The sequence below is a fragment of the Desulfovibrio inopinatus DSM 10711 genome, assembly GCF_000429305.1.
In the GTDB taxonomy this organism is placed as follows: domain Bacteria; phylum Desulfobacterota; class Desulfovibrionia; order Desulfovibrionales; family Desulfovibrionaceae; genus Alteridesulfovibrio; species Alteridesulfovibrio inopinatus.
Genome location: NZ_AUBP01000002.1, coordinates 210,163 through 229,847 on the forward strand (window position 1 = coordinate 210,163; position 19,685 = coordinate 229,847).

15 protein-coding genes are annotated in these 19,685 nt (G+C 49.8%); 14 read left to right on the plus strand and 1 reads right to left on the minus strand.

Annotated features, from left to right (window positions below):
- Positions 1 to 318 precede the first annotated feature (318 nt).
- From speD to G451_RS27310, 13 genes are all read left to right on the plus strand, one after another.
- A complete protein-coding gene (speD, locus tag G451_RS27290; RefSeq protein WP_084448372.1) occupies positions 319 to 744 on the plus strand; it encodes an adenosylmethionine decarboxylase in 426 nt (141 codons plus the stop codon).
- Positions 734 to 1,663, plus strand: a complete 930-nt coding sequence (locus tag G451_RS0103300; protein WP_034640657.1) for a spermine/spermidine synthase domain-containing protein — start codon at positions 734 to 736, stop codon at positions 1,661 to 1,663. The genes speD and G451_RS0103300 overlap by 11 nt, the downstream gene beginning before the upstream one ends.
- Positions 1,664 to 1,897: 234 nt before the next feature.
- Complete coding sequence (locus G451_RS32205; RefSeq protein ID WP_051261085.1) at positions 1,898 to 4,423, plus strand: type VI secretion system Vgr family protein; 2,526 nt, start codon at positions 1,898 to 1,900, stop codon at positions 4,421 to 4,423.
- Between the two features lie 9 nt (positions 4,424 to 4,432).
- The gene (locus tag G451_RS0103310) at positions 4,433 to 7,138 is read left to right on the plus strand and encodes a DUF2169 family type VI secretion system accessory protein (protein ID WP_027183144.1); all 2,706 of its coding nucleotides are present in this window, start codon (positions 4,433 to 4,435) and stop codon (positions 7,136 to 7,138) included.
- The gene (locus G451_RS0103315; RefSeq protein WP_027183145.1) at positions 7,128 to 8,144 is read left to right on the plus strand and encodes a pentapeptide repeat-containing protein; all 1,017 of its coding nucleotides are present in this window, start codon (positions 7,128 to 7,130) and stop codon (positions 8,142 to 8,144) included. Before G451_RS0103310 ends, G451_RS0103315 begins: the two co-directional genes overlap by 11 nt.
- A 9-nt stretch (positions 8,145 to 8,153) precedes the next feature.
- Positions 8,154 to 8,798, plus strand: coding sequence for a DUF3540 domain-containing protein (locus G451_RS0103320; RefSeq protein WP_027183146.1), 645 nt, complete (start codon positions 8,154 to 8,156; stop codon positions 8,796 to 8,798).
- Positions 8,799 to 9,284: 486 nt separating this feature from the next.
- Complete coding sequence (locus G451_RS0103325) at positions 9,285 to 11,120, plus strand: YcaO-like family protein (RefSeq protein ID WP_027183147.1); 1,836 nt, start codon at positions 9,285 to 9,287, stop codon at positions 11,118 to 11,120.
- Positions 11,121 to 11,228: 108 nt separating this feature from the next.
- Positions 11,229 to 11,516 (plus strand): NHLP leader peptide family RiPP precursor, encoded by a 288-nt coding sequence (locus G451_RS0103330; RefSeq protein ID WP_051261086.1) that lies wholly within the window; start codon positions 11,229 to 11,231, stop codon positions 11,514 to 11,516.
- Positions 11,517 to 11,668: 152 nt separating this feature from the next.
- The gene (locus G451_RS27300; protein ID WP_051261087.1) at positions 11,669 to 11,950 is read left to right on the plus strand and encodes an NHLP leader peptide family RiPP precursor; all 282 of its coding nucleotides are present in this window, start codon (positions 11,669 to 11,671) and stop codon (positions 11,948 to 11,950) included.
- Between the two features lie 120 nt (positions 11,951 to 12,070).
- The gene (locus G451_RS0103340; protein ID WP_027183149.1) at positions 12,071 to 13,900 is read left to right on the plus strand and encodes a YcaO-like family protein; all 1,830 of its coding nucleotides are present in this window, start codon (positions 12,071 to 12,073) and stop codon (positions 13,898 to 13,900) included.
- A gap of 176 nt (positions 13,901 to 14,076) precedes the next feature.
- Entirely contained in the window at positions 14,077 to 14,232 is a 156-nt protein-coding gene (locus G451_RS34015; protein WP_156921492.1) for a hypothetical protein, read from the plus strand.
- Between the two features lie 499 nt (positions 14,233 to 14,731).
- A complete protein-coding gene (locus G451_RS0103350; RefSeq protein ID WP_027183150.1) occupies positions 14,732 to 15,130 on the plus strand; it encodes a PAAR-like domain-containing protein in 399 nt (132 codons plus the stop codon).
- 68 nt (positions 15,131 to 15,198) lie between these two features.
- Positions 15,199 to 15,438: a hypothetical protein gene (locus G451_RS27310; RefSeq protein WP_034640529.1), complete on the plus strand. Its 240-nt coding sequence runs from the start codon at positions 15,199 to 15,201 to the stop codon at positions 15,436 to 15,438.
- Here G451_RS27310 and G451_RS0103360 read toward each other — a convergent pair.
- Positions 15,435 to 15,914, minus strand: coding sequence for a hypothetical protein (locus tag G451_RS0103360; protein ID WP_027183151.1), 480 nt, complete (start codon positions 15,912 to 15,914; stop codon positions 15,435 to 15,437). The genes G451_RS27310 and G451_RS0103360 overlap by 4 nt on opposite strands.
- 436 nt (positions 15,915 to 16,350) lie before the next feature.
- Here G451_RS0103360 and G451_RS32210 point away from each other — a divergent pair, with 436 nt between their 5' ends.
- On the plus strand, positions 16,351 to 19,530 hold the full coding sequence (locus G451_RS32210) for an EAL domain-containing protein (protein WP_051261088.1): 3,180 nt from the start codon (positions 16,351 to 16,353) through the stop codon (positions 19,528 to 19,530).
- The last annotated feature ends 155 nt before the right edge of the window (positions 19,531 to 19,685 follow it).

Here is a 19,685-nt window from a genome sequence, read left to right on the forward strand (position 1 = left end):
AGCTGTCTTTGCATATATACAGTCGCCGAGGAGATGTATTCGGCGACTGTATAATAGACTCAATTTTTTCAAATCGTGAGAATACTTTTTGTTATATTCATGAAGTAGCTGCGGGTGGCTTCTGACGAGTTTGTCTGCGAAAGCCTTTTTCCTTGACAGAGAAAAGTTTACTCAGATAACCGTTACGTTTTCCCCAACATTTAATTCGGAGAATTTATGGACGTCGACCCTTACTCTCGATCGCCGCTTGGCGGCGTATTCGATCCAGGGGGTGAACCTCGACATTAACCCTTTTTCTTCTCTATGGGAGGCGGCACATTGAACACCTGCCCGACTGGAATCCATTGTATCCTCGAAATTTCTGGATGTCCTTTCACACTGCTCGATAACGAAACCTTCGTTAAAGACTCCATTGAGCAAGCATCCCAAACGGCCTTGTCCACCTTACTATCTCTGACAAGCCACAAGTTTGAACCACAGGGCGTTACCGCGCTCGGACTCCTCGCTGAATCACATATTTCCATCCATACCTGGCCCGAACAAGGGTATGCCGCCGTTGATATTTTCACCTGTGGTGAGACGGCCAATCCGCAAAAAGCCTGTAAATTTCTTGTGAAGTCCTTTCAGGCGAAAAAGCATACGTTGCTTGTCGTGCCCCGTGGTCAAAATCAGAGTCAAGCGACATCCCCGATGGATGCACCACAACGCGCTATGGAGACCGGACGTGCCGGAAATGCCTCTTGATGCTGATCTCTGGTTGACCGAATACTTTACCGCCTACGACGGGTATACGCACGGCATTACCGATATCTTGGCGCACCGCCGGACCGCCTTTCAGGATATGATGATCGTCAAAACCGGCGTATATGGTCTTGCCTTGGTGCTTGACGGGAAGTGGCAGTGTTCACAGGCTGATGAAGCGCTGTACCATGAACCCCTTGTCCATGTTCCCTGCCTTTTGCATCAAGCCCCCCGGTCTGTGCTGATTTTGGGGGGGGGAGACGGATGTGCTGCGCGGGAAGCCTTGAAATGGCCCGGCATGGAAACCGTCGTCATGGTCGATATCGACGGGGATGTTGTTGCGGCGTGTCGGGAGCACTTGGCTCCAATGCATCAGGGAGCGTTTGACGATCCCCGGTTTCATCTTGTTGTCGATGACGCCTTTAACTATCTCAAGCAGACTGATATCGCGTTTGACATTGTCATTTCCGATCTCTCCGACCCTATCGAGGATGGTCCCTCGGCCCATTTGTTCACACAAGAGACGTTTGCGCTGTGTCAAAACGTGTTGTCGAAAAATGGTGTGTTTGTCATTCAGGCGGGTACCCTTGGTCCCTCCGAGCTTTCCATCCATGCACGTATCGTGAATACGGTTCAACATGTGTTTCCGCATGCGACACACTATGCTTCAAGTGTCCCGACTTGGGCTGCACCCATCGGGTTTGCCTTGGGAAGTCAGCAGCCTATAGTCTGGCCTGAGGCATCCGTCGTCGATGCGCTGTTGGGACAACTTCGTCCGGAACCGGTCGTGTTGGACAGCATCGGTCTGTTGCATGTACTTCATCAGCCCAAGCATATTCGCCAGGCCATTGCGGCCGAAACCACCGTGTATACCCATGCCGCACCACCTAAGGATTTTGGACGGGGTCTATTGGGAGAATAATCGAATAAAAGTATACGAGGGCATGCGATGCTGACAGTAAACAGCATGTCTCAAGGCGGTTGGGGAGAGCAATCTTCTCCAACCGCCTTTTTTTATGATGCGCAATCCTTGCGCTGTCGCTCTTATTTGTATTGGTTTCGTCATAAATAGCGCTGTTCATCCGGACTTTTTTTTGTATAGTGCAGCATCATGCGGGCAGGTCTGTCCTCGTCAACTCCAACCTGGGAGTCGTCCATGTCCGATACTGCATCAGCCAGAGCGGCTTTTTCACTGGAAGGCTTTGAGCCATCACGGTTTGCTGTCGTTGAATATAACGGCCGCGATGCCGTCAGTGAGCCGTATCGATTCTCCATCACCCTGACGACACACGAACTTGTTCCCGAAGGTACACCGGTGGTGACGCGGCGGGCCAGTCTGGAATTCGGGCCGGCAAGCCGGAGGACTGTGTATAATGGTTTGACGCGTTCCTTCAGTCTGGTCGGCAATCCGCGCCCCGGGCTGTTTGTGTATCGTGCTGAACTTGTTCCTGCATTCGATTTCTTGCGACAAACACGCAATAACCAAGTCTTTTTGGATAAAACGCTGCCGGAAATCATCCGCAGCATTCTCAAGCAGCAGCAAATCCATCAATATGAACTTCGGGTTTCGGGTGAATACCCGGTGATGGAGTATGTCTGTCAGTACAATGAGTCGCATTTTGATTTTTTATGTCGTTGGATGCAGCGTCGGGGAATGTATTATTACTTTGAACAACGCTACGGCAACGACGTGGTTGTCATCACGGACGACCGGAGCTTTCACCAACCCTGTTGCGACCAGCCATTGCGATATCAGCCTCCGAGCGGGTTGGAAGATATCCATGATCGAGGCTCCACCGTTTCGGCGTTCATAGCGCAACACAATGCTGTTCCCGAACAGGTGCTCCTGCGAGACTACAATTATCGAACTCCACATGTGCAACTTGAAGCTCCTGCTCCGGTTTCGGAAAATGGTGCTGGCACACATTATATTTATGGCGACTCATTCCAAACACAGGACGAAGGCACGGCCCTTGCCCGGATACGGGCTCAGGCATTTTCTTGTCGGGAAGTCGATTTTCGTGGCGAAGGATTTGCTTCGTGCTTACGTGCCGGGATGACGTTCAGCCTGCGCGGACATTTTCAACCTGAGCGGGATACCGAATATTTCGTCACCACGGTGAATCACTTCGGCGCACGGCCTGATGCAGATGCTTTGTTGGGAGAGAATGCGGCGGTGATTGGAAAATCCGTCTATCGCAATACGTTTTCCGCCATTGCGGGAAATGTTCAGTATCGCGACCATTGTACCACAGCCAAGCCGGCCTTTCGTGGAGTTCTGACGGCATTTGTCGATGCGGCTTCAAGTGGGCAATATGCTGAACTCGACGAACTGGGGCGCTATAAAGTGCGGTTGCCATTCGAAGAAGCCGATAAGCCGGGGGGCCGTGCATCGTGCTGGATTCGATTGGCCCAGCCCTATGCCGGTGTGAATTACGGTATGCACTTTCCTTTGCTTAAGGGAACGGAAGTCCTGCTTGATTTTGTTGACGACGACATTGATAGGCCCGTGATTCTTTCGGCCGTGCCCAATACCGAACTTGGGAATGTTGTCAAAGATACGAATCAGCCTGTTGGCGCCATCAAGACGGCTGGCGGCAATATTCTTTCCATGAGTGATCTCAAAGGAAAGCAATATGTCGGGCTGTCATCACCACAAAGTGGATCAACGATCTTTCTCGGTGAAACTCCGGCAGGGCCAGGAGTCGGTATCGGGTCGGATGGGTTTCTTGACCTGAACAGCTACACCCAAACGGATTCTTCGATTTTACGGACAACATGGACGGTCGCGAAGACATCAACTCTTGGGTTTGATACCGCGTATAATTTGTACAAAAGCACGTACAATCTTGCGAGCACGATTGATTGGAGTTGGGGCAGCAAACTGGAAATGCAGCGTGATGGGCTCTGTGTCTTGACCAAAGAATACAACTCATTGGCGGACAAACAAGTAATTGCCGGTGGCCAATCGGCCATGGTGAAAACGCTGCAAACAACGACGCACAACTGGCTCAAAATTGTCGCGGCGATAAGTCTTTTTGGATTTGGCACATCCATGGCCTCGAAAATGGTGACCTGGTTGGATAAACCCGAACCGACGTTGGACACGGTAGCAGAGTATTCTGGTTATGCTACGGGGATTGCTGATTTACTGGTGAGTACGATTGCCGTTGGTGGCGCGTTATCCAAACTGACCAAAGCGGTGCCAGCGTTACAAGTGGTTGCGACGTCGCGCTTCGAGCTTGATGACGATGGCATAATGGGAAAAGTCAATATCGCCAATAATCCCGGCGCGGAATTGAAACTCGCCGTTGGCCCTGTCGTTGTTGATACGGTGACGTTTACCATGGACTCAACCAGTGCGACGACAAAGGTTAAACCCTCCATGGGGACGATTGCATTAAGTAATACGGAGGCTAAACTTGGATATCCGACAAGCCAAATTACGGTGACACCGGCTGATATGAAGTATGAGCTGAGTGGTACTGCAATTATCAGTGCAGGGGCAACAACAACGGAAATGACTAATGTTCCCGGAACGGGTTCGGTCAAAATTACTCCCATGAGTACGACGGTGCAAAACAATGTCAGTACCACGATTTCGTCAAACGGACGATTGATTCTCGCCGGTGATGGCAGTGTCGACATTCAGGCCGATATCGGTCTTATCACGATCGGATAAGGTGTCGATATGCGTATCACCAAACCTGACACCGTCACGCTTGTCCATAAGCGTGTGGACTATCTGGAGCGCACCCGGTGTATTGTGTGTGCGTTCATCGGTTTCCCTTTGGATGATCATAAAGAAGGGCTTTTGTCCGAGCCCGACATTTGGCAGTGCATTGCCGACAATATCTCCGACGATATCTTCGACGAAGGGTTTCCCAAACCCTCGGCAGAGTTCTTTGTATACGGAGCCTGTTTTCCCAAGCCGGGAATGCGCGCCATGGAAACGGCTGTGCGTGTCGGAGATTTGGAAAAGCGTCTTGAAGTGTATGGGGTACGTGGATTTGACGGGTCGGGCATTGATGACCCTGAAACACTTGATTCCACACCACTGACATGGGCGCTTGCCTATGGTGGACCGGATTTTCCGGACAACCCTCTCGGTCTGGGACGTATTTCGGATGCCGATGGCGTGGTGACTGTGCCACAGATGAGTTATCCCGGTATGCCCTATGAGCGGCCCGATAAACCGGTTCGTCCCGCGGGGTTCACGGCGGTTCCCGCACACTGGCCCCTGCGGCGGCAGTATATGGGGACGGTGGATGAACGTGGCCTGTGGGATGAATACCCGTTGTTTCCGTCGGATACGGATACACATTATTTTTTGCGAGCTCCCGAAGATCAACGTCTGACCGGGTTTTTCCGCGGAGATGAAGTTGTTTCCATTGAAGGAATGCATCCCGATTTTCCGCTTCTTTCCGGTCGGCTTCCTGGTTTTCGGCTTCGTTTGTTTTTGGAGCGAGCGCCTGGGGTGGAATTGCATGAAGTCGAATCTTCGGCTGATAGTCTCTGGCTGTTTCCTCGCGCCAAACTGGGTGTCCTGCGATATTGCGGCATGGCCGTTGTGACGTCGAATGCGAGCGATCCGGCTGGGCTTCTTGTCGGTTTGGAATCTCTTGATGATCCTGTGCATCCTGCCGAGCATTATCGAGTCATTCCCCCCACGCCGGTTGCTGAGGCCGCGTCAGTCACCGAGGAGACGCCTCCTGCCGCAACGGCAGCCGTGGAGGAATCCTCCGAACACCTTGAAATTCCTGGACTGCTTGCAGTTGAGCAGCTTGTTACAGAGCTTTCTCATAAAGTCAAAGCGTTCGAAGACAAGGCTCCCATGCGTTTTGATGAAGCGGTGGCGCGGCGTGGCGAAATTTTGCAGGCTGTCAATCCTGAACATCGCGAGTATTTCAAATCGATTTTGGACGATCCTTTTACGGAAACGGTCAGCGAATCGACGAAATCGGATGATGGGTTGGAGCGCTTGCAATCATTGCAAGACGGAGTCAGCGCTGCGGTCCAGGATGCGTTGGACAAATCCGGTTATACTGAAGCCCGTCTTGCCGACGCGGAAGCGGCGATGTCTGGTCAGATCGATGAAATGCTTGGTATGGAGACTCAGCCCGACGATCCCTTCTCGGCGCTTTCGACCGCGCTTGACGGGATTATCGAGAAACATGGCGATCTGGAAATCCAGATGAAGGATGCTGTTTCCGGGCTTCACACAACGCTGACCGATGCCAAGCCCGAACTGGCCGAACTCTTTTCCGAAGCGGTTGCCGGTGACGATCTCATCTCGGGAGAGACCATGCACTTGAGTGAGATCAAAACCCAGGCGGAAGCATTACGTGCATCTTTGGCGGGGATTGCCGGCATGACTGTAGCAACAGCCTCATCGGAAGCCCCTCACACCGGAGCCACAGCAGAATCGGACGATCGACAACCGCTTGATTTTCGTGGCCTTGATCTTTCGGGCAAGGATTTTACCGGGCAAGGTCTTCAGGGTGCGCTCTTCTGTGACGCCATTTTAGAAGAAACCCGGTTCGATGAGGCCAATTTGACGGGCGCTGATTTTTCTCGCGCCGTGCTGCACCGGGCGCGTTTCCATAAAGCGAATTTGCAGAAGACTCGTTTTGACAAGGTGCATGCCTCGGCAGCGGTCTTTACTCTGGTGAAAATGGAAGGCGGACGAGCAGAGAAGGCCGACTTTTCCGAAACCGACTGGAGTGGCGCCGATCTTCGATCGACCTGTTTCGAGTCAACTTGCTTTGATCAAGCAACGATGACCGGGATGATTGCAACCAAGAGTCTGTTTCTCAAAAGCACATTTCGTCGTGCCATGATGCGTGATGTCGTTTTTGAGGGCGCGGATCTCACGCGTGTTGATGCGTCGGGAGCCGATATGACCGGGGCTTCACTCGTTCGGACGCGAGGGACAGGCTTACGTCTTGGCAAGGTCATCGCCGATAGGCTTGATGCCACCGAAGCCACATTGCCCGGTTGCCGGGTCGATCCCGGTGCGAGTCTGCGTCATGCTATATTTCGCAAGGCCGATTTGCGTGGAGCGCAGTGGCGGGGGGCCGTATTGCATGGTGCGGATTTGCGACAGACACAACTCGATAAAGCGGGCTTGGGGCTCGCCGATTTGCATCAGGCCAAGCTGCACGACGCCGTTGCACGAAAGGCGGATTTGAGCCAGGCGAATTTGCAGGAAGCCGGTCTTGCCGGCGTGAATCTGTTCAAAGGGTCGTTGCGCCAAGCCAATATGGGACAGGCCGACGCACGCGGTGCAAATTTCTATGGCGTCGATTTCACGGGGGCCAATATTCTGGGCACGAATTTTCAAGACTGTCTCACCGGAAAAAGCTTGCTCGATGTGGAGATGGAACATGACACGTGACGAATTGCTTGCCACGGCCGCTTCGGGGCAATCCATATCCGAGATTGATTTTTCCAACTTCAATGGAGCCGGCCTTGATGTGTCTGGCGTTGTGTTTGAGGCATGCCAGTTTGATGGTGCGGATTTCCATGACGCCACGCTGGATAACGTCATGTTTTTCAAGTGTTCTCTTCGCGGAATTCATATGGAACATGCCTTGTGCCGGCAGGTGCAGTTCATACAGTGTCATCTTGAAAAAGGGCACTTTGTAGCTGCCGATCTGACGCGAGCGAGTTTGACCGATTGTGATGTATCCCAAGCGTCTTGTTCGGATGCCATCTTCCATAGAGCATCATTGTGCCGTGTGAAGCTCGAAAAAACGGATTTTTCGCGAGCAGATTTCTCGCACGCTGTTGCGCCGGACACCGATTTTACGACTGCTCGCCTTGATGGGGCCAATTTAGTGAAAGCGTTTTTTCGGAAAAGTCGCTTCGGGGCGATGGTCTTTTCATCGTGTACTCTGCGATCGACCATGTTTGATGGAGCGGATTTGGTCGGAGCCGACTTTACTTCTGCGAACATCAATAATGTCGACTTTTCCCGAGCCAACCTGACGCAAGCACGGTTTCATCACGCGACGGGGCACGCCGTACGGTTTATCGATGTCGAGGCACCGCATGCCGATTTTCGTCAGGCGGAGCTACCGAAAGCCAATTTCAGCCACGCCCACCTCGCGCACGCCGACTTTCGTTCTGCACGCCTCTCATCGTCGCTGCTGTGTGACGCGAATCTCATTGAGGCACGCTGCAATCGGGCGCACTTGCAGTATGCCGATTGCAGCCGGAGTGATCTTCGGGGAGCGGTGTGTGCCGGAGCGAACTTATCTTTTGCCAATCTGCATCGTGTTCAGGCCGATCCGGAAACATTCAACGGCGCCCAACTTACCAATGCCAGACCAACCGACGAGGCGTTGCGGCGCGCTGAAACGTTCGTCACCGCAGGCTATGCCGAGGCGGTTTATCCCTAAGGAGATTCCATGTCACACGCCGTTATGACCGACGAGATGACCGGGTGCTTACTTCACGGTCAGATTCGTGTTCGCCGTGAAGATCAGTATGTTGTTGAATTGATGGATGGACGCGCCGTCAACGCGGTGCGTGGAGCCGGGTGTCTGCTTGAACCGGAAGCGCAAGATACGGCGTTGGTATATCTCGGGCCGGATGGCGCTCGATATATTGTGTCGATTTTAGAAAAACACGGGCAAACATCTCGTCTTTCCGCCCCGGGCAAACTTGTTGTGGGACACGACGAAGCGTGTTTGCGTCTGGATGGTCCTGTGGCCAGGCTGGAAGCCGATGAATCGGTGCAGTTGATATCTCACACCGTAAGAACGAATGCCGTTTCCACGGTTATCGATGCGGTCCGGGCACGGTTGTCCTGTCACCAATTCGAAATAGCGGCCCAAAAAGCCACAGCCGGTATCGGACAGGTTCGTACCGTCATTGCCTCACTTGTTTCCCGATTACGGTCTAGTCATCGCCATGTTGATGGACCGGATACCCACCACGCACGGACAATGCGTTTATCAACGGACACACAATTCATCCTCAATGCTGAATCGGCCCGGATGCAATCGGAAAAAGATATGACGATCGATGGAGAATCCATTCATCTTGGGTAAAAATGTGTTTTGTGGCGAATCCACATGAAATGCCCCGTCATTTTTGCCGCATTGATGGAACGCAAGGCTTTTTGAGAACGGTCTCGTAAAAAAGGGCAGAGGCGACCGCAAGGTACTCTGTTTCATCCTCCTCTCGCTGTATTTCTTTGTTTTTTCAAAGTTTTTTTAGTGATTAGAAAAAAGTCAAAAAAATATTGAAACTTTTTTCGTGCTCAGGCGTTCTTAATGGTATGGGAAAGAGCCTGATGAAAGTCTGTATCGTGGAATTTTCTTGAATTGAAAATTCGAGTCAGGAGGTATTCTAGCGTTTTTTAATGTATAGTAGGATGTTACATGCTCTTCGTCATGTCTCTAAACATCTTGTCGAGTGTGTCTGCAATATTTCGGAAACAACATGGAGACGTATCGTAGGCATTACGATATGACCTGGTATGAACTTTGAGTTTTGCTCTGAATCCAATATCTTACTTGAGGATATCCTGAACAATGACACAATGTATGCAGTCTTCTCAAAATGCATATGCTAATCATAAAGATTGTTCTCCGACTGAAACCATTGCAACCATACGAGCGCTTTTACGTAAGGTTGGATTCGGTACGAAGTGCCCTCTGTGTGAACTTTGGCGTTCACCGGGAGACGGCTGCTATTCCGTACGCATTTGGGATCCTGACTATCCGTTGATTGGAGCCAATGGAAAGGGCATCTCCAAGGTGTATGCGCTGGCGAGCGCGTATGCGGAGTTTATTGAACGATTGCAGTGTATGGTGTCTTCTCTGTTTGGTCGTTTGGGGAATATATATTCTCGAAAGACCGTTTTTCATGATGAAGTGATGTGTTCTTTGGATGAGCTTTTGCACGATATCCCGGATATTTTGTCTCAAATCGTGGAAACTCCGTCCTCTCTGCCTGTCGATTCGTTTCCGTGTTTACCGTTTTGGGATGTACGCAAAGGGAAAACGACAATTCTTCCGTATTATTTGATTCTGATGAATACACATTCCACTGGCATGAGTGCCGGAAATACGCCCGAAGAATCGGTATGTCAGGGTGTATGCGAGATCATGGAACGCTATGCGGCTCGGCAGGTGGGGGAAGGTAATCTTCATCCTCCAACAATTCCCCTGTCGGAATTGCCTCTTGAATCTACGGGATTGAAACAACTGCTGAAAACGCTTCATGAAAAAGGGCTTGATGTCGTGGTCAAGGATTGCACCATAGATGGGGCAATTCCCGTACTGGCCGTTATCGTTATCGATCGTGCCAATGATCGTTTCAATCTGCGTTTTGGTTCGGACCCCGTGTTTGATGTGGCTCTGCAACGATGTATTACCGAATTGTATCAGGGACATAACGAGTTGCCGCATTCGTATTCGTATTCGTATTGGAAGGAACAGCGAATGCCGCTCAACGATTATTTCAGTAATGTCCATTCAAGCTTGAGCTTTCTTCTGAACGATGTGCCGTCTACGCGTTTTCGAGAGGCGTTTACCGCTTCGGGGCAATCCAACGCGGCCTATCTCGCATTTGTTCTTGAGAAGATTCATGCTCTAGGATGTTCTGTCTATGTCCGTGATTTTTCTTTTCTCGGATTTCCAAGCCACTATGTGTATATACAGGGAATGTCCGCGACTTCTCCGCTCACGACGGAGGAATGTCATTTTTACTTGCTTGAGCTTCGTGAGGCTCTCGGTCTTCTGTTTCAATTGGCTCGAGGGAAGACCACGGACGTGTGTCGTCTTGCCGAGATTTTTTCCCGGAAAATCCGCAGTGAAAAACTCTTTTCGTCACTTCTTTTCCAAAATTTGTCGAATTACTTTTCCCGGTTACCGGTCGTGAGATGGGTAGAACCACGATGTTTCTTGGCGTTCATTTTTATTGAGGCCGGACTCTTGGATGACGCGATCACCGTTCTGACGGAGGTGCGCTCCCCGGGATCTGGTCCGCCGGAAGCAGAACTGTGGCCTCTTCTGCTCGATTATTGCCGTCTTGCCTCCGAGGGACAAGCCGATGACGGGATTCTTGCTCGCCTGCAAGAACGGTATGGAGACGGGACATATGGTCAACGCCTGCATCATCTCGTCAATCGGCATTACGCCGGTTTTTACCTCAACGCGAACGCTGATGATTCGGGAAGTCCATTCAGCTCGTTGCCCATGCCGCAATGCGAGACGGTGTTCTCTTGTCGGAACTGCAAAATGAACACGAGTTGTCTGTTATCGAAGTTTTTGACGATACGAAGCGCGTTGCACAAGACATATACGCCGATTGATCAAATGCAGTTGGGCGATATGGTGTCTTCAGCCTCTCTCAATAGAAGATGAGGATTTGACGGTTATGTCTTGTCGATAACGTCGTTAAAATTGTTGGAATGTGTATGTAATGACGTATTCATTTCGTATATTCACTCTAACCAGAATGTGGAGGTCACTATGGCAGGCATGACAGAGAGACAAAAACAATGGGAAACCATCGTCGCAAAAGCATGGGAAGATGAAGACTACAAACAACGTTTGTTACGCGATCCCGTGTCCGTGTTCGAAGAAGAAGGAATTGAGATTCCTGAGGGTTTTTCTATGAATGTTGTGGAAGCGAAAGAGAAAGAAATGGTGTTTGTCCTTCCTCTGAGGCCAGAGGGTGAAGACGTCATCACCGATGTCTCGGAACGATTAGCGGCGTCGAGCATGAGTAGTATGTGGTTTTCTGCTGCGGCTGGTTAAACATATTGGAGTGAACGGCGTGTTTGGTCTGCTTGAACAAGAGCAAGCACGTCTCTTCTTTGTGATCGTGTTTTCTGGAGATATAAAAAGAATTGTACGCAAGAGCTCTTCCTTGGGTGCATGAACAATATAACCCTCATGGAGCAATCCTCATGACAGACATGGCTGAAAAACAAAAGCAATGGGAAACCATCGTTGCAAAAGCATGGGAAGATGAAGACTACAAGAGGCAGTTGTTAAGCGATCCGGTATCGGTGTTTACACAAGAAGGGGTGGAAATTCCAGATGGTGCCTCTGTGAACGTGGTGGAAGGGAAAGAGAATGAAGTGCTCTTTTTTCTTCCTCCAAAACCATCGGGTGAAAGAGTCATAACTGATGTTTCGGAACGGTTAGCAGCATCAAGTTTGATATACGTCTCCTCAGTGATAGGATAGTAGTCTATTATAGTGAGCGGCGTGCTTGCTATGTGATGAGACTGTCAAGGCGTCGCTCTTTCATCGAATGTATCGTTGTTCTTCCCGTTTGTAATGTATTATCAAGGGATATGCGGAACCATGACTCAAAATGTTCGCCCTATGGCCAATGTGTATGCCAATCATAAGGACCGTTTGCCTGCGGAAACCGTTGCAAAGATACAAGCCATTCTGCACGAATTGGGAATCGGTGCAGAGCATCCCATGACGGAAGTGTGGCAGAATCCGGTCGATGATTGTCATTCTGTCCGTGTGTGGGATCCGAGTTATCCATTGGTTGGAGCCAATGGAAAAGGCATTTCCGAAGTCTATTGCTTGGCGAGCGCTTATGCGGAGTTCATCGAGCGTTTGCAGTGTTATTCGTTTCGCTGGTTCGGTGCTTTAGGACAAATTTATCCTCGAAAGCCCATCCATCATGATGAAGTAGTATGCTCTGTGGATGATTTGATGCAGGATATCCCCGAAATTCTACATGATGTGGTGGACGATCCGGGCGATCTTTCCGTCGATTCGTTGATGTGTCTTCCGTTTTGGGACGTCAACGCAAGACAACTCAGGATGTTGCCGTACTACTTGATGTTGACGGGCATCAAGTCGACCGGCATGAGTGCCGGAAATACACCCGAGGAGGCCCTGTGCCAAGGGATATGCGAAATCATGGAGCGCTATGCCGCCCGAGAAGTGATACAAGGAGCGTACATTCCACCAACGATTCCATTGGAGGAATTACCCCTTGAGTCGCACGGTTTGAAACACATGTTGGACATGCTTCATGGCAAAGGGTTTGAGGTTATCGTCAAAGATTGCACCATGGGCGGTACCATCCCGGTGCTGGCAGCTATTGTGATCGATCATGCCAAAGATCGCTTTAACCTGTGTTTCGGCTCGGACCCTGTCTTCGATGTGGCATTGCAACGATGCATTACGGAGTTGTATCAAGGAAGGGCAGAGCTTCCACATTCATTTTCCTATTGGCAGGTCCAGCGTCCTCCTTTGAAAGACTATTACAATCGGGTGTATGCGACGCTTTCCATTCTGTTGAACAATGCTCCCTCAACGAATTTCCAAGCGGCATTTACGGCCCCTGGGCAGTCGAATACGGCCTATTTCACGTTTATGTGCGAGAAAGTTCATGCGTTGGGATATCCCATGTATGTACGCGATTTTTCTTTTCTCGGATTCCCTACTTATTATGTGTATATTCAAGGTATGTCCTGTCCTCCCTCACCGTCAGTGAAAGAAGCGAATTTCTACTTGGATACGATTAATGAGGCTTTTGAACATATCTATCGGATGGCTCAAGGAAAGAACACGGATGTACATCGTTTGGCGGATATTTTCTCTCGGACTATCCGAAGTGAATCGATTTTTTCCTCAACGCTTGTCATCAGTCTAAGTCATCATCTTCATTCTCGTGTGCCGCTGGCAAGTTGGGTTGAGCCGTGTAGTTTTTTGGCATTTATTTTTATTGAAGCCGGAATGTTGGACAATGCTATCGATGTTCTTCAACAACTCCCCGGGGGAGAAACTCCGGATGAAGTTGAATTATGCTCGTTGCTGCTGGACTATTGCCGTCTTGCCTCCAAAGGACAATCCGATGCAGAGATTCTTACTTTTTTGCAGGAGCGATATGGTGAAGGGGAGTATGGTCGGAGTTTACGTCATCTCATCAACGGGCATTACGCCAGTCTGTACTGCAAAGCGGAAGACGATGCACCGGGGAATACATTCAGCCAACTTCCCTTGCCACAGTGCGATAGTCCATTGTCGTGTCAGACCTGCACAATGCGTTCAGTGTGTTCCTTGTCGCGTTATCTGGAGATACGAAAAGCACTGCACAAAGCCTACATTCCGATTGATCAGACGAAGCTTGGTGATATTGTGCCTCCAAATCCCTCATGTATGGCATGAAAATGTGGAGACACTGTCATCAAGAGACGAGAGAATGGAGCAGGCATTATTCCTCAGGCGCGTTTATCGTCCATTCAACTGGAGGAATCACTATGGCAGAGATGACGAAGCAGCAAAAACAATGGGCCACCGTTGTCGCCAAAGCATGGGAAGATGAAGCATACAAACAGTGATTGTTGCGCGATCCCGCCTCCGTCTTTGCAGAAGAAGGCCTGGAAATTCCGGAAGGTTTTTCGCTGAATGTGATGGAAGCCAAAGAGCAAGAAGCTGTGTTTGTTCTTCCCGCAAAGCCGACAGCTGAGAATGCCATTGCCGATGCCTCGGAGCGGTGAACGGCGGGTGACTTGGCCGTTGTGATAACCTTTTAACAAAGAAATTGGGTGGAACGGCGTGCGCAACATTATTGCGGAGAGTGGCCAAAAGGAACTCATGAAAAGCAGGAGGGGGCGGGCGATCACGGTATCCTTCCGTGTTCGCCTCACGACCTGAGATGCGCACCATTTCGAATTATACAACTTCCTTCATGGGGTCAGGGAATAGGATATTTTTTCGCTCTTCAATTATATTTTAAATATGGCGTGGGATCTGACGCCAGGATTTTACTCTGGGGTAGTCGAGTTCTTCCATGAAATGTGGGTCTGGATAGAAGGTCTTGTATTCTTCATATGTATCAAACATGGCACGAGAGACATTGTCTATGGAGCTTCCCGTGTGTGTACGCTTGTTCTGCTTTATGTTGACGTGCTTTGCGTTTTTGCGATAATTTTTTTTGTATAGGGAGAATACTCTGTCGCAACGCCTCCCATTCGTTATTGCCACTGGGGGTACGTCATGTTTATTTCCACGAATGAGAGTGGGGGACAGGCTCTCGGACAGCCAGACATGTGTTTTACCCCTGCTCCACCAGGGCCTCCTGTGCCTGTTCCGTATGTGAATGTTGCTGATTTGAGCATGGCCGTGGATACGGCCATGAATGTTCTTGTTTGCGGATCGCTCGGTTTGAACTTGAGTTCAACCGTCCCCATGAGTGATGGAGATCAACCCGGCGTAACGGGTGGGGTGGTTTCTCAGGTGTTTATGGATGAAGCAGGCTTTTCGGCGGGGAGCACAAAGGTGCTCATCGAAGGAGCACCTGCTGTGCATCTTGGAGCATCAACGACACAGAACGCATATAATTGTGTGGGGAGTATCGTCGCCCCGAGTCAGACCAAAGTCATTTTGGGCTCGTAACGAATACGGCAACGTACGCGCATAGTATGGTGGCGTATGACGTTCAAGGATCCGGTTGATGTTTCCAAATGAACGAAGAAGCGCTGAGCACGGTGGAGGATATTGTGGGTCTTGGGAATACAATTTTAGCTGTTGGTGTTGTTCTTTCAGCATTGTTCACGATCCTGAAATTGACCGGTAAAATCCGCTGGTCGTGGATGCTCGTGTTTTTTCCCATTTGGGGGCCGATTTTGTTGAGTATTCTTTTCGCGTTTCTTCTGCCTTTTTTCATGGACACGGGCGCCGGGTCTCTCACGTTACGTAATTAGTTGCGAGATACCACAAGCCGTGGTGGAGTTCCTTCGACTTCGAAGCGATACGCATCGCAGGCGCCATCGTCGACAACGAGAACCGGTCTGTCCGAAGCGTTTTTTTCCAGACCAAGTGTAACCGTGGCCGCGCACAGTCCGGCATCATTGACGGGAATTTCGGCGATGAGCGGTAATGCACTCCCTGTTAAACGGACGATGAGAAAAACGCGGTCGTCAGGTTGAATCATGTCTTTGGGTGCCAGAGCCAAAACTGCTGTATCAGCATGTGTGTCTGAATCCAGGTCGACTGTGGTGAAGGATGCCACATTAAAGAAGATGATGTCGGGAAGTTTGCTCGTGGCCGATGCGATGGTTTCGGCAAGTTTTGTCATGGTGGCGGTATCGAATTGATGTGTTGTGTCATCGGCCTGACCTGCACGTGGCCCAAAGCTGATGAGCACAATAATGGCCACACAGATTAATCCATGGCGCATGGTATACTCCTTTTGTGCTAGATATTGTTAAGGACATTGAGGCGTAAGGTTTTTCAAAGGGGACCTGTTTTTGGGTGAAAAGACGGATTGCTGTTTTCGTTTTTTTTGAAGACACTCGTATTGTCAGGATGTTTTCGTTGGTGGGATGAGGGATATTGTGTTCTGCGTTTTTTCTCTTTGCCACGGTGCAATTCCCTGTTGTTCTCTCCGCATATTTTTTTGCGATGTTGAGAGATAAAACATAGCATATTCTTCGTGTTTCATGAAGTGCGTCGAGAGGGGGAGAATATGATCGGCAAATACAGGGAAAATGAGGGTGTCGAGATGGTTGTTCTTTCGGTTCTCTCCGAGGAAGAACTTTACTGTTGGGTGTGCCCTTGACCGCCGGAAACGGTAGAATATTGGTGTCGTGCATTATGATATGAGGTTGTTAACAATGCGTTTTCGTGATTTATCCATTTCGACTCGTCTTGCTGTAGCTACTTTGGTGCTGCTGATACCTGTGGCCGTTCTTGTCTATTTTATGGATATCAGTTTTCGGTACGACATCAATATTGGGAAAGATGAGTTTGCGGGAACAGAGCTGCTGCGTCACGTGTACCCTTTACTCGAAATCATTTGTGACGATCAACACGTGATGACGGAAGAAGAAATGAAAAGAAGGCGAGAGTTAGCTCGTCATGCGTTTCAAGAACTCCATGAAATGGTTAAAGAAACTCCGAAATCTTTTATGTTGTCAGATGTTGATTTACGAATACGCGACAAGCTTGGAGTGAAGCCGGCGCAACTTGCAGAAGCGTGGGAAGCATATCTCGATGCACCGACAACGGAGGCAAGACAACAGCTTTTAAACAATACACTTGATTTGATGGTTCACATCGGTCGCTTTTCCAAACTTTTACTTGATCCAGCGTTGGACAGTGCCGTTTTGGCCGATGCTTTGGTAGCAGTATTGCCGAACTGTAAGCGAGATTTGCTTGACTTACGACGTTTGCTCAGGCTTACGCAAATGCCGGAGGAACGGGGGCCGATATCTCTTTTTACTTCGGACACGGCGTTTCGCGACATTTTGCTGCGGTGGCATGAACACTACATAACGAGTTGCTTGTATCGACTGCGAGATGACTCGACTGCGGCCCTGACGGAAGATCCCCTGTACTACGGCCTCAGTCCAAGTCTGCAACGGAATTATAAAGCAGCCTATGAAAAAGCAATGTCCGCATCCGAGCGCTTATCTTCAAGCGTCCGCGCGTTGATTGATGGCGAAAGCGTCAACTCGATGTTTTTGGCAGAACAAATCAAGACTGCTGATACAGCTGTGGATAAACTGTTTTTCACAGGATTAAATGAACTCGATATCTTGATCAAATATCGTATCGATGAATATCTTGATTGGCGCATTATGGCGGGTGCCCTCAGCGCAACGGCTGTTCTTCTCGCTATCGCTTTGCTTGTTGCCGTTTCGCTTTCCATCACACGCGGTTTGCGATGTGTTATGCAATACACGCATCGTGTCGCTACTGGGGATCTTGACGCCTATGTGAAGGAACCCATTGGGGCGGAACTTGGTGTGTTGGCCGATGGCATTCATACCATGGTATTGAATTTGAAACATAAAATTGGATTCCTTAACGGTGTGTTGCGTGGTTTAACGATTCCATGCTTGACCGTAGATACTGAAGAACACGTCACCTTTATTAATCAGCCTTATCTTCAATTGTATGGCCTCCAAGGGACACCCGATGACTACCTTGGGAAAACCCTTGGAGAATTATACTACAATGATTCCACCGCTGATACCATCACTGGCCGCGCTATGCGGGCAAGAAAGCCATTGTTAGGAAATGAGTCGTCAACCATCACGAGAGATGGGCGTTCTGTGCATGTTAAATACGACGTTGCACCGGTTTTTGATCTTGATAACCGTCTTATCGGGGCTTTTGCGATTATCATCGATCTGACGGAGATTAAAAAGAACGCGGAGAAGATCAGCCGCCTGGCTGCATTTCCTCGCAAGAGCCTCAACCCTGTTCTGTCCGCCATGAAAGGGGGAGCACTGCATTACATCAATCCAGCCACGGCGAGTATTACTCGTCGCTGGGGACTTGATCCGCGACGAGACCTCCTGCCAGGCAACCACTCCAGTATTGTGGATGCATGTCTTGCGACAGGCAGCACCCGCGACAATATTGAGTCTCTCGTTGGTGACCGGGTGTTTGACTGGACGTATACGCCGGTTCCAGGACAAGAATTGGTTCATATCTACGGGAACGATATTACGGAGCGCAAACGCATGGAAGAGCGTCTGTTGTATGATGCCTTCCATGACAGCCTGACCGGTTTACCAAACCGCGCGCTGTTCGAAGATCGACTCGGACAAGTTTGCAGACGCTATAAGCGTGATTCCGCAGCCTCATTTTCTTTGCTGTTTCTCGATCTTGATCACTTCAAGCACGTCAATGACTCTCTGGGCCATGTTGTTGGAGATGAATTGCTTACCGAAGTGGCCGAGCGCATTGTCTCGACACTCCGATCTTTTGATACTTTGGCACGCCTTGGGGGAGACGAATTTGTTTTGTTGCTTGAGAATACACAAGGTCTGGACGATGCGCAGGCTGCGGTCAAGCGAATCCAAGATGTTCTTGCGTCGCCGATTACCGTGGTGAACAGCGATATTTTTGTTGAGGTCAGTATTGGTATCGTCGTGTCCGGGCATCCGGATAAAACACCGGGAGAATTGTTGCGCGACGCGGATGCTGCCATGTATCGAGCCAAATCGTTGGGACGTGGTCGAGCGGAAGTATTTAACGATGATTTGCATAAGCAGGCCATGGATCGGCTCCACTTGGAATCCGAGCTTAAAAAGGCTGTAGAACACCAGGAATTCATTGTGTTCTACCAACCAATTGTGCATCTCGACACGGGGAAAATTCATGGTTTTGAAGCGTTGGTCCGGTGGGAAAGCCTGACGCGGGGACTTGTTCCTCCGGGAATGTTCATTCCTCATATGGAAAACTCGGGCCTTATTATTGACGTCGGTGCTTTCGTGCTGGAGCACGCATTGCAAACGGCGAAAATGTGGCGAGAAACGATTCCCGGGTATGAGCATCTTTTCATGAGTGTCAATCTGGCAGTCCGCCAATTGACGAAACCCGGTATCGTTGATGATGTTGCCGAAGTGCTCACACGCTGGCCTTGTCCGAGAGGAAGTCTCAAGCTTGAAATCACTGAATCGGGGATCATGGAGAATTTTCATGTAGCGCAGTCCATTCTCGCTGATCTCCGTGAGCTCGGGGTACGCCTTTCCATTGATGATTTCGGTACGGGGTATTCGTCGTTGAGTTATCTACACCGCCTCCCCTTTGATTCACTCAAAGTAGACCGCTCGTTTGTCACTCTGTTGCAGCAGAAGGCAGAGAACCTTGAAATCACCAAAACTATTGTTGCGCTGGCGCATAGTTTAAGCAAGGACATAATTGCTGAAGGTGTGGAAACTCCAAATCAATTGAATACATTGCGTCATCTTGGTTGTGAGTACGGTCAGGGATATCTCTTTGCCAAGCCGCTTCCTGCAACGGAGGCTGAACAGCTTTTGAAAAATCAACCATCCTGGTGATGACAGGTTATGGACATGGGGTCATTACTTTCTATAGCCATCGGTGTTGGTGGAGAGTGTCTTTTTACCGTGTGAGGAGGCTGGATATAGAAACGTTAATGCGCAATATGGTGATATAGAAGCGCATTTTGATGAGTACAATATGAAGCGTGTTT

Bases quoted from the DNA above. Each gene is read 5' to 3' on its own strand.
- G451_RS0103340 (WP_027183149.1), top strand. From the start codon at position 12,071: ATGACTCAAAATGTTCGCCCTATGGCCAATGTGTATGCCAATCATAAG.
- G451_RS0103350 (WP_027183150.1), top strand. From the start codon at position 14,732: ATGTTTATTTCCACGAATGAGAGTGGGGGACAGGCTCTCGGACAGCCA.
- G451_RS0103310 (WP_027183144.1), top strand. From the start codon at position 4,433: ATGCGTATCACCAAACCTGACACCGTCACGCTTGTCCATAAGCGTGTG.
- G451_RS0103360 (WP_027183151.1), bottom strand. From the start codon at position 15,914: ATGCGCCATGGATTAATCTGTGTGGCCATTATTGTGCTCATCAGCTTT.
- G451_RS27310 (WP_034640529.1), top strand. From the start codon at position 15,199: ATGAACGAAGAAGCGCTGAGCACGGTGGAGGATATTGTGGGTCTTGGG.
- G451_RS0103330 (WP_051261086.1), top strand. From the start codon at position 11,229: ATGGCAGGCATGACAGAGAGACAAAAACAATGGGAAACCATCGTCGCA.
- G451_RS0103300 (WP_034640657.1), top strand. From the start codon at position 734: ATGCCTCTTGATGCTGATCTCTGGTTGACCGAATACTTTACCGCCTAC.
- G451_RS32210 (WP_051261088.1), top strand. From the start codon at position 16,351: ATGCGTTTTCGTGATTTATCCATTTCGACTCGTCTTGCTGTAGCTACT.
- G451_RS0103315 (WP_027183145.1), top strand. From the start codon at position 7,128: ATGACACGTGACGAATTGCTTGCCACGGCCGCTTCGGGGCAATCCATA.
- G451_RS0103325 (WP_027183147.1), top strand. From the start codon at position 9,285: ATGACACAATGTATGCAGTCTTCTCAAAATGCATATGCTAATCATAAA.
- G451_RS32205 (WP_051261085.1), top strand. From the start codon at position 1,898: ATGTCCGATACTGCATCAGCCAGAGCGGCTTTTTCACTGGAAGGCTTT.
- G451_RS0103320 (WP_027183146.1), top strand. From the start codon at position 8,154: ATGTCACACGCCGTTATGACCGACGAGATGACCGGGTGCTTACTTCAC.
- G451_RS27300 (WP_051261087.1), top strand. From the start codon at position 11,669: ATGACAGACATGGCTGAAAAACAAAAGCAATGGGAAACCATCGTTGCA.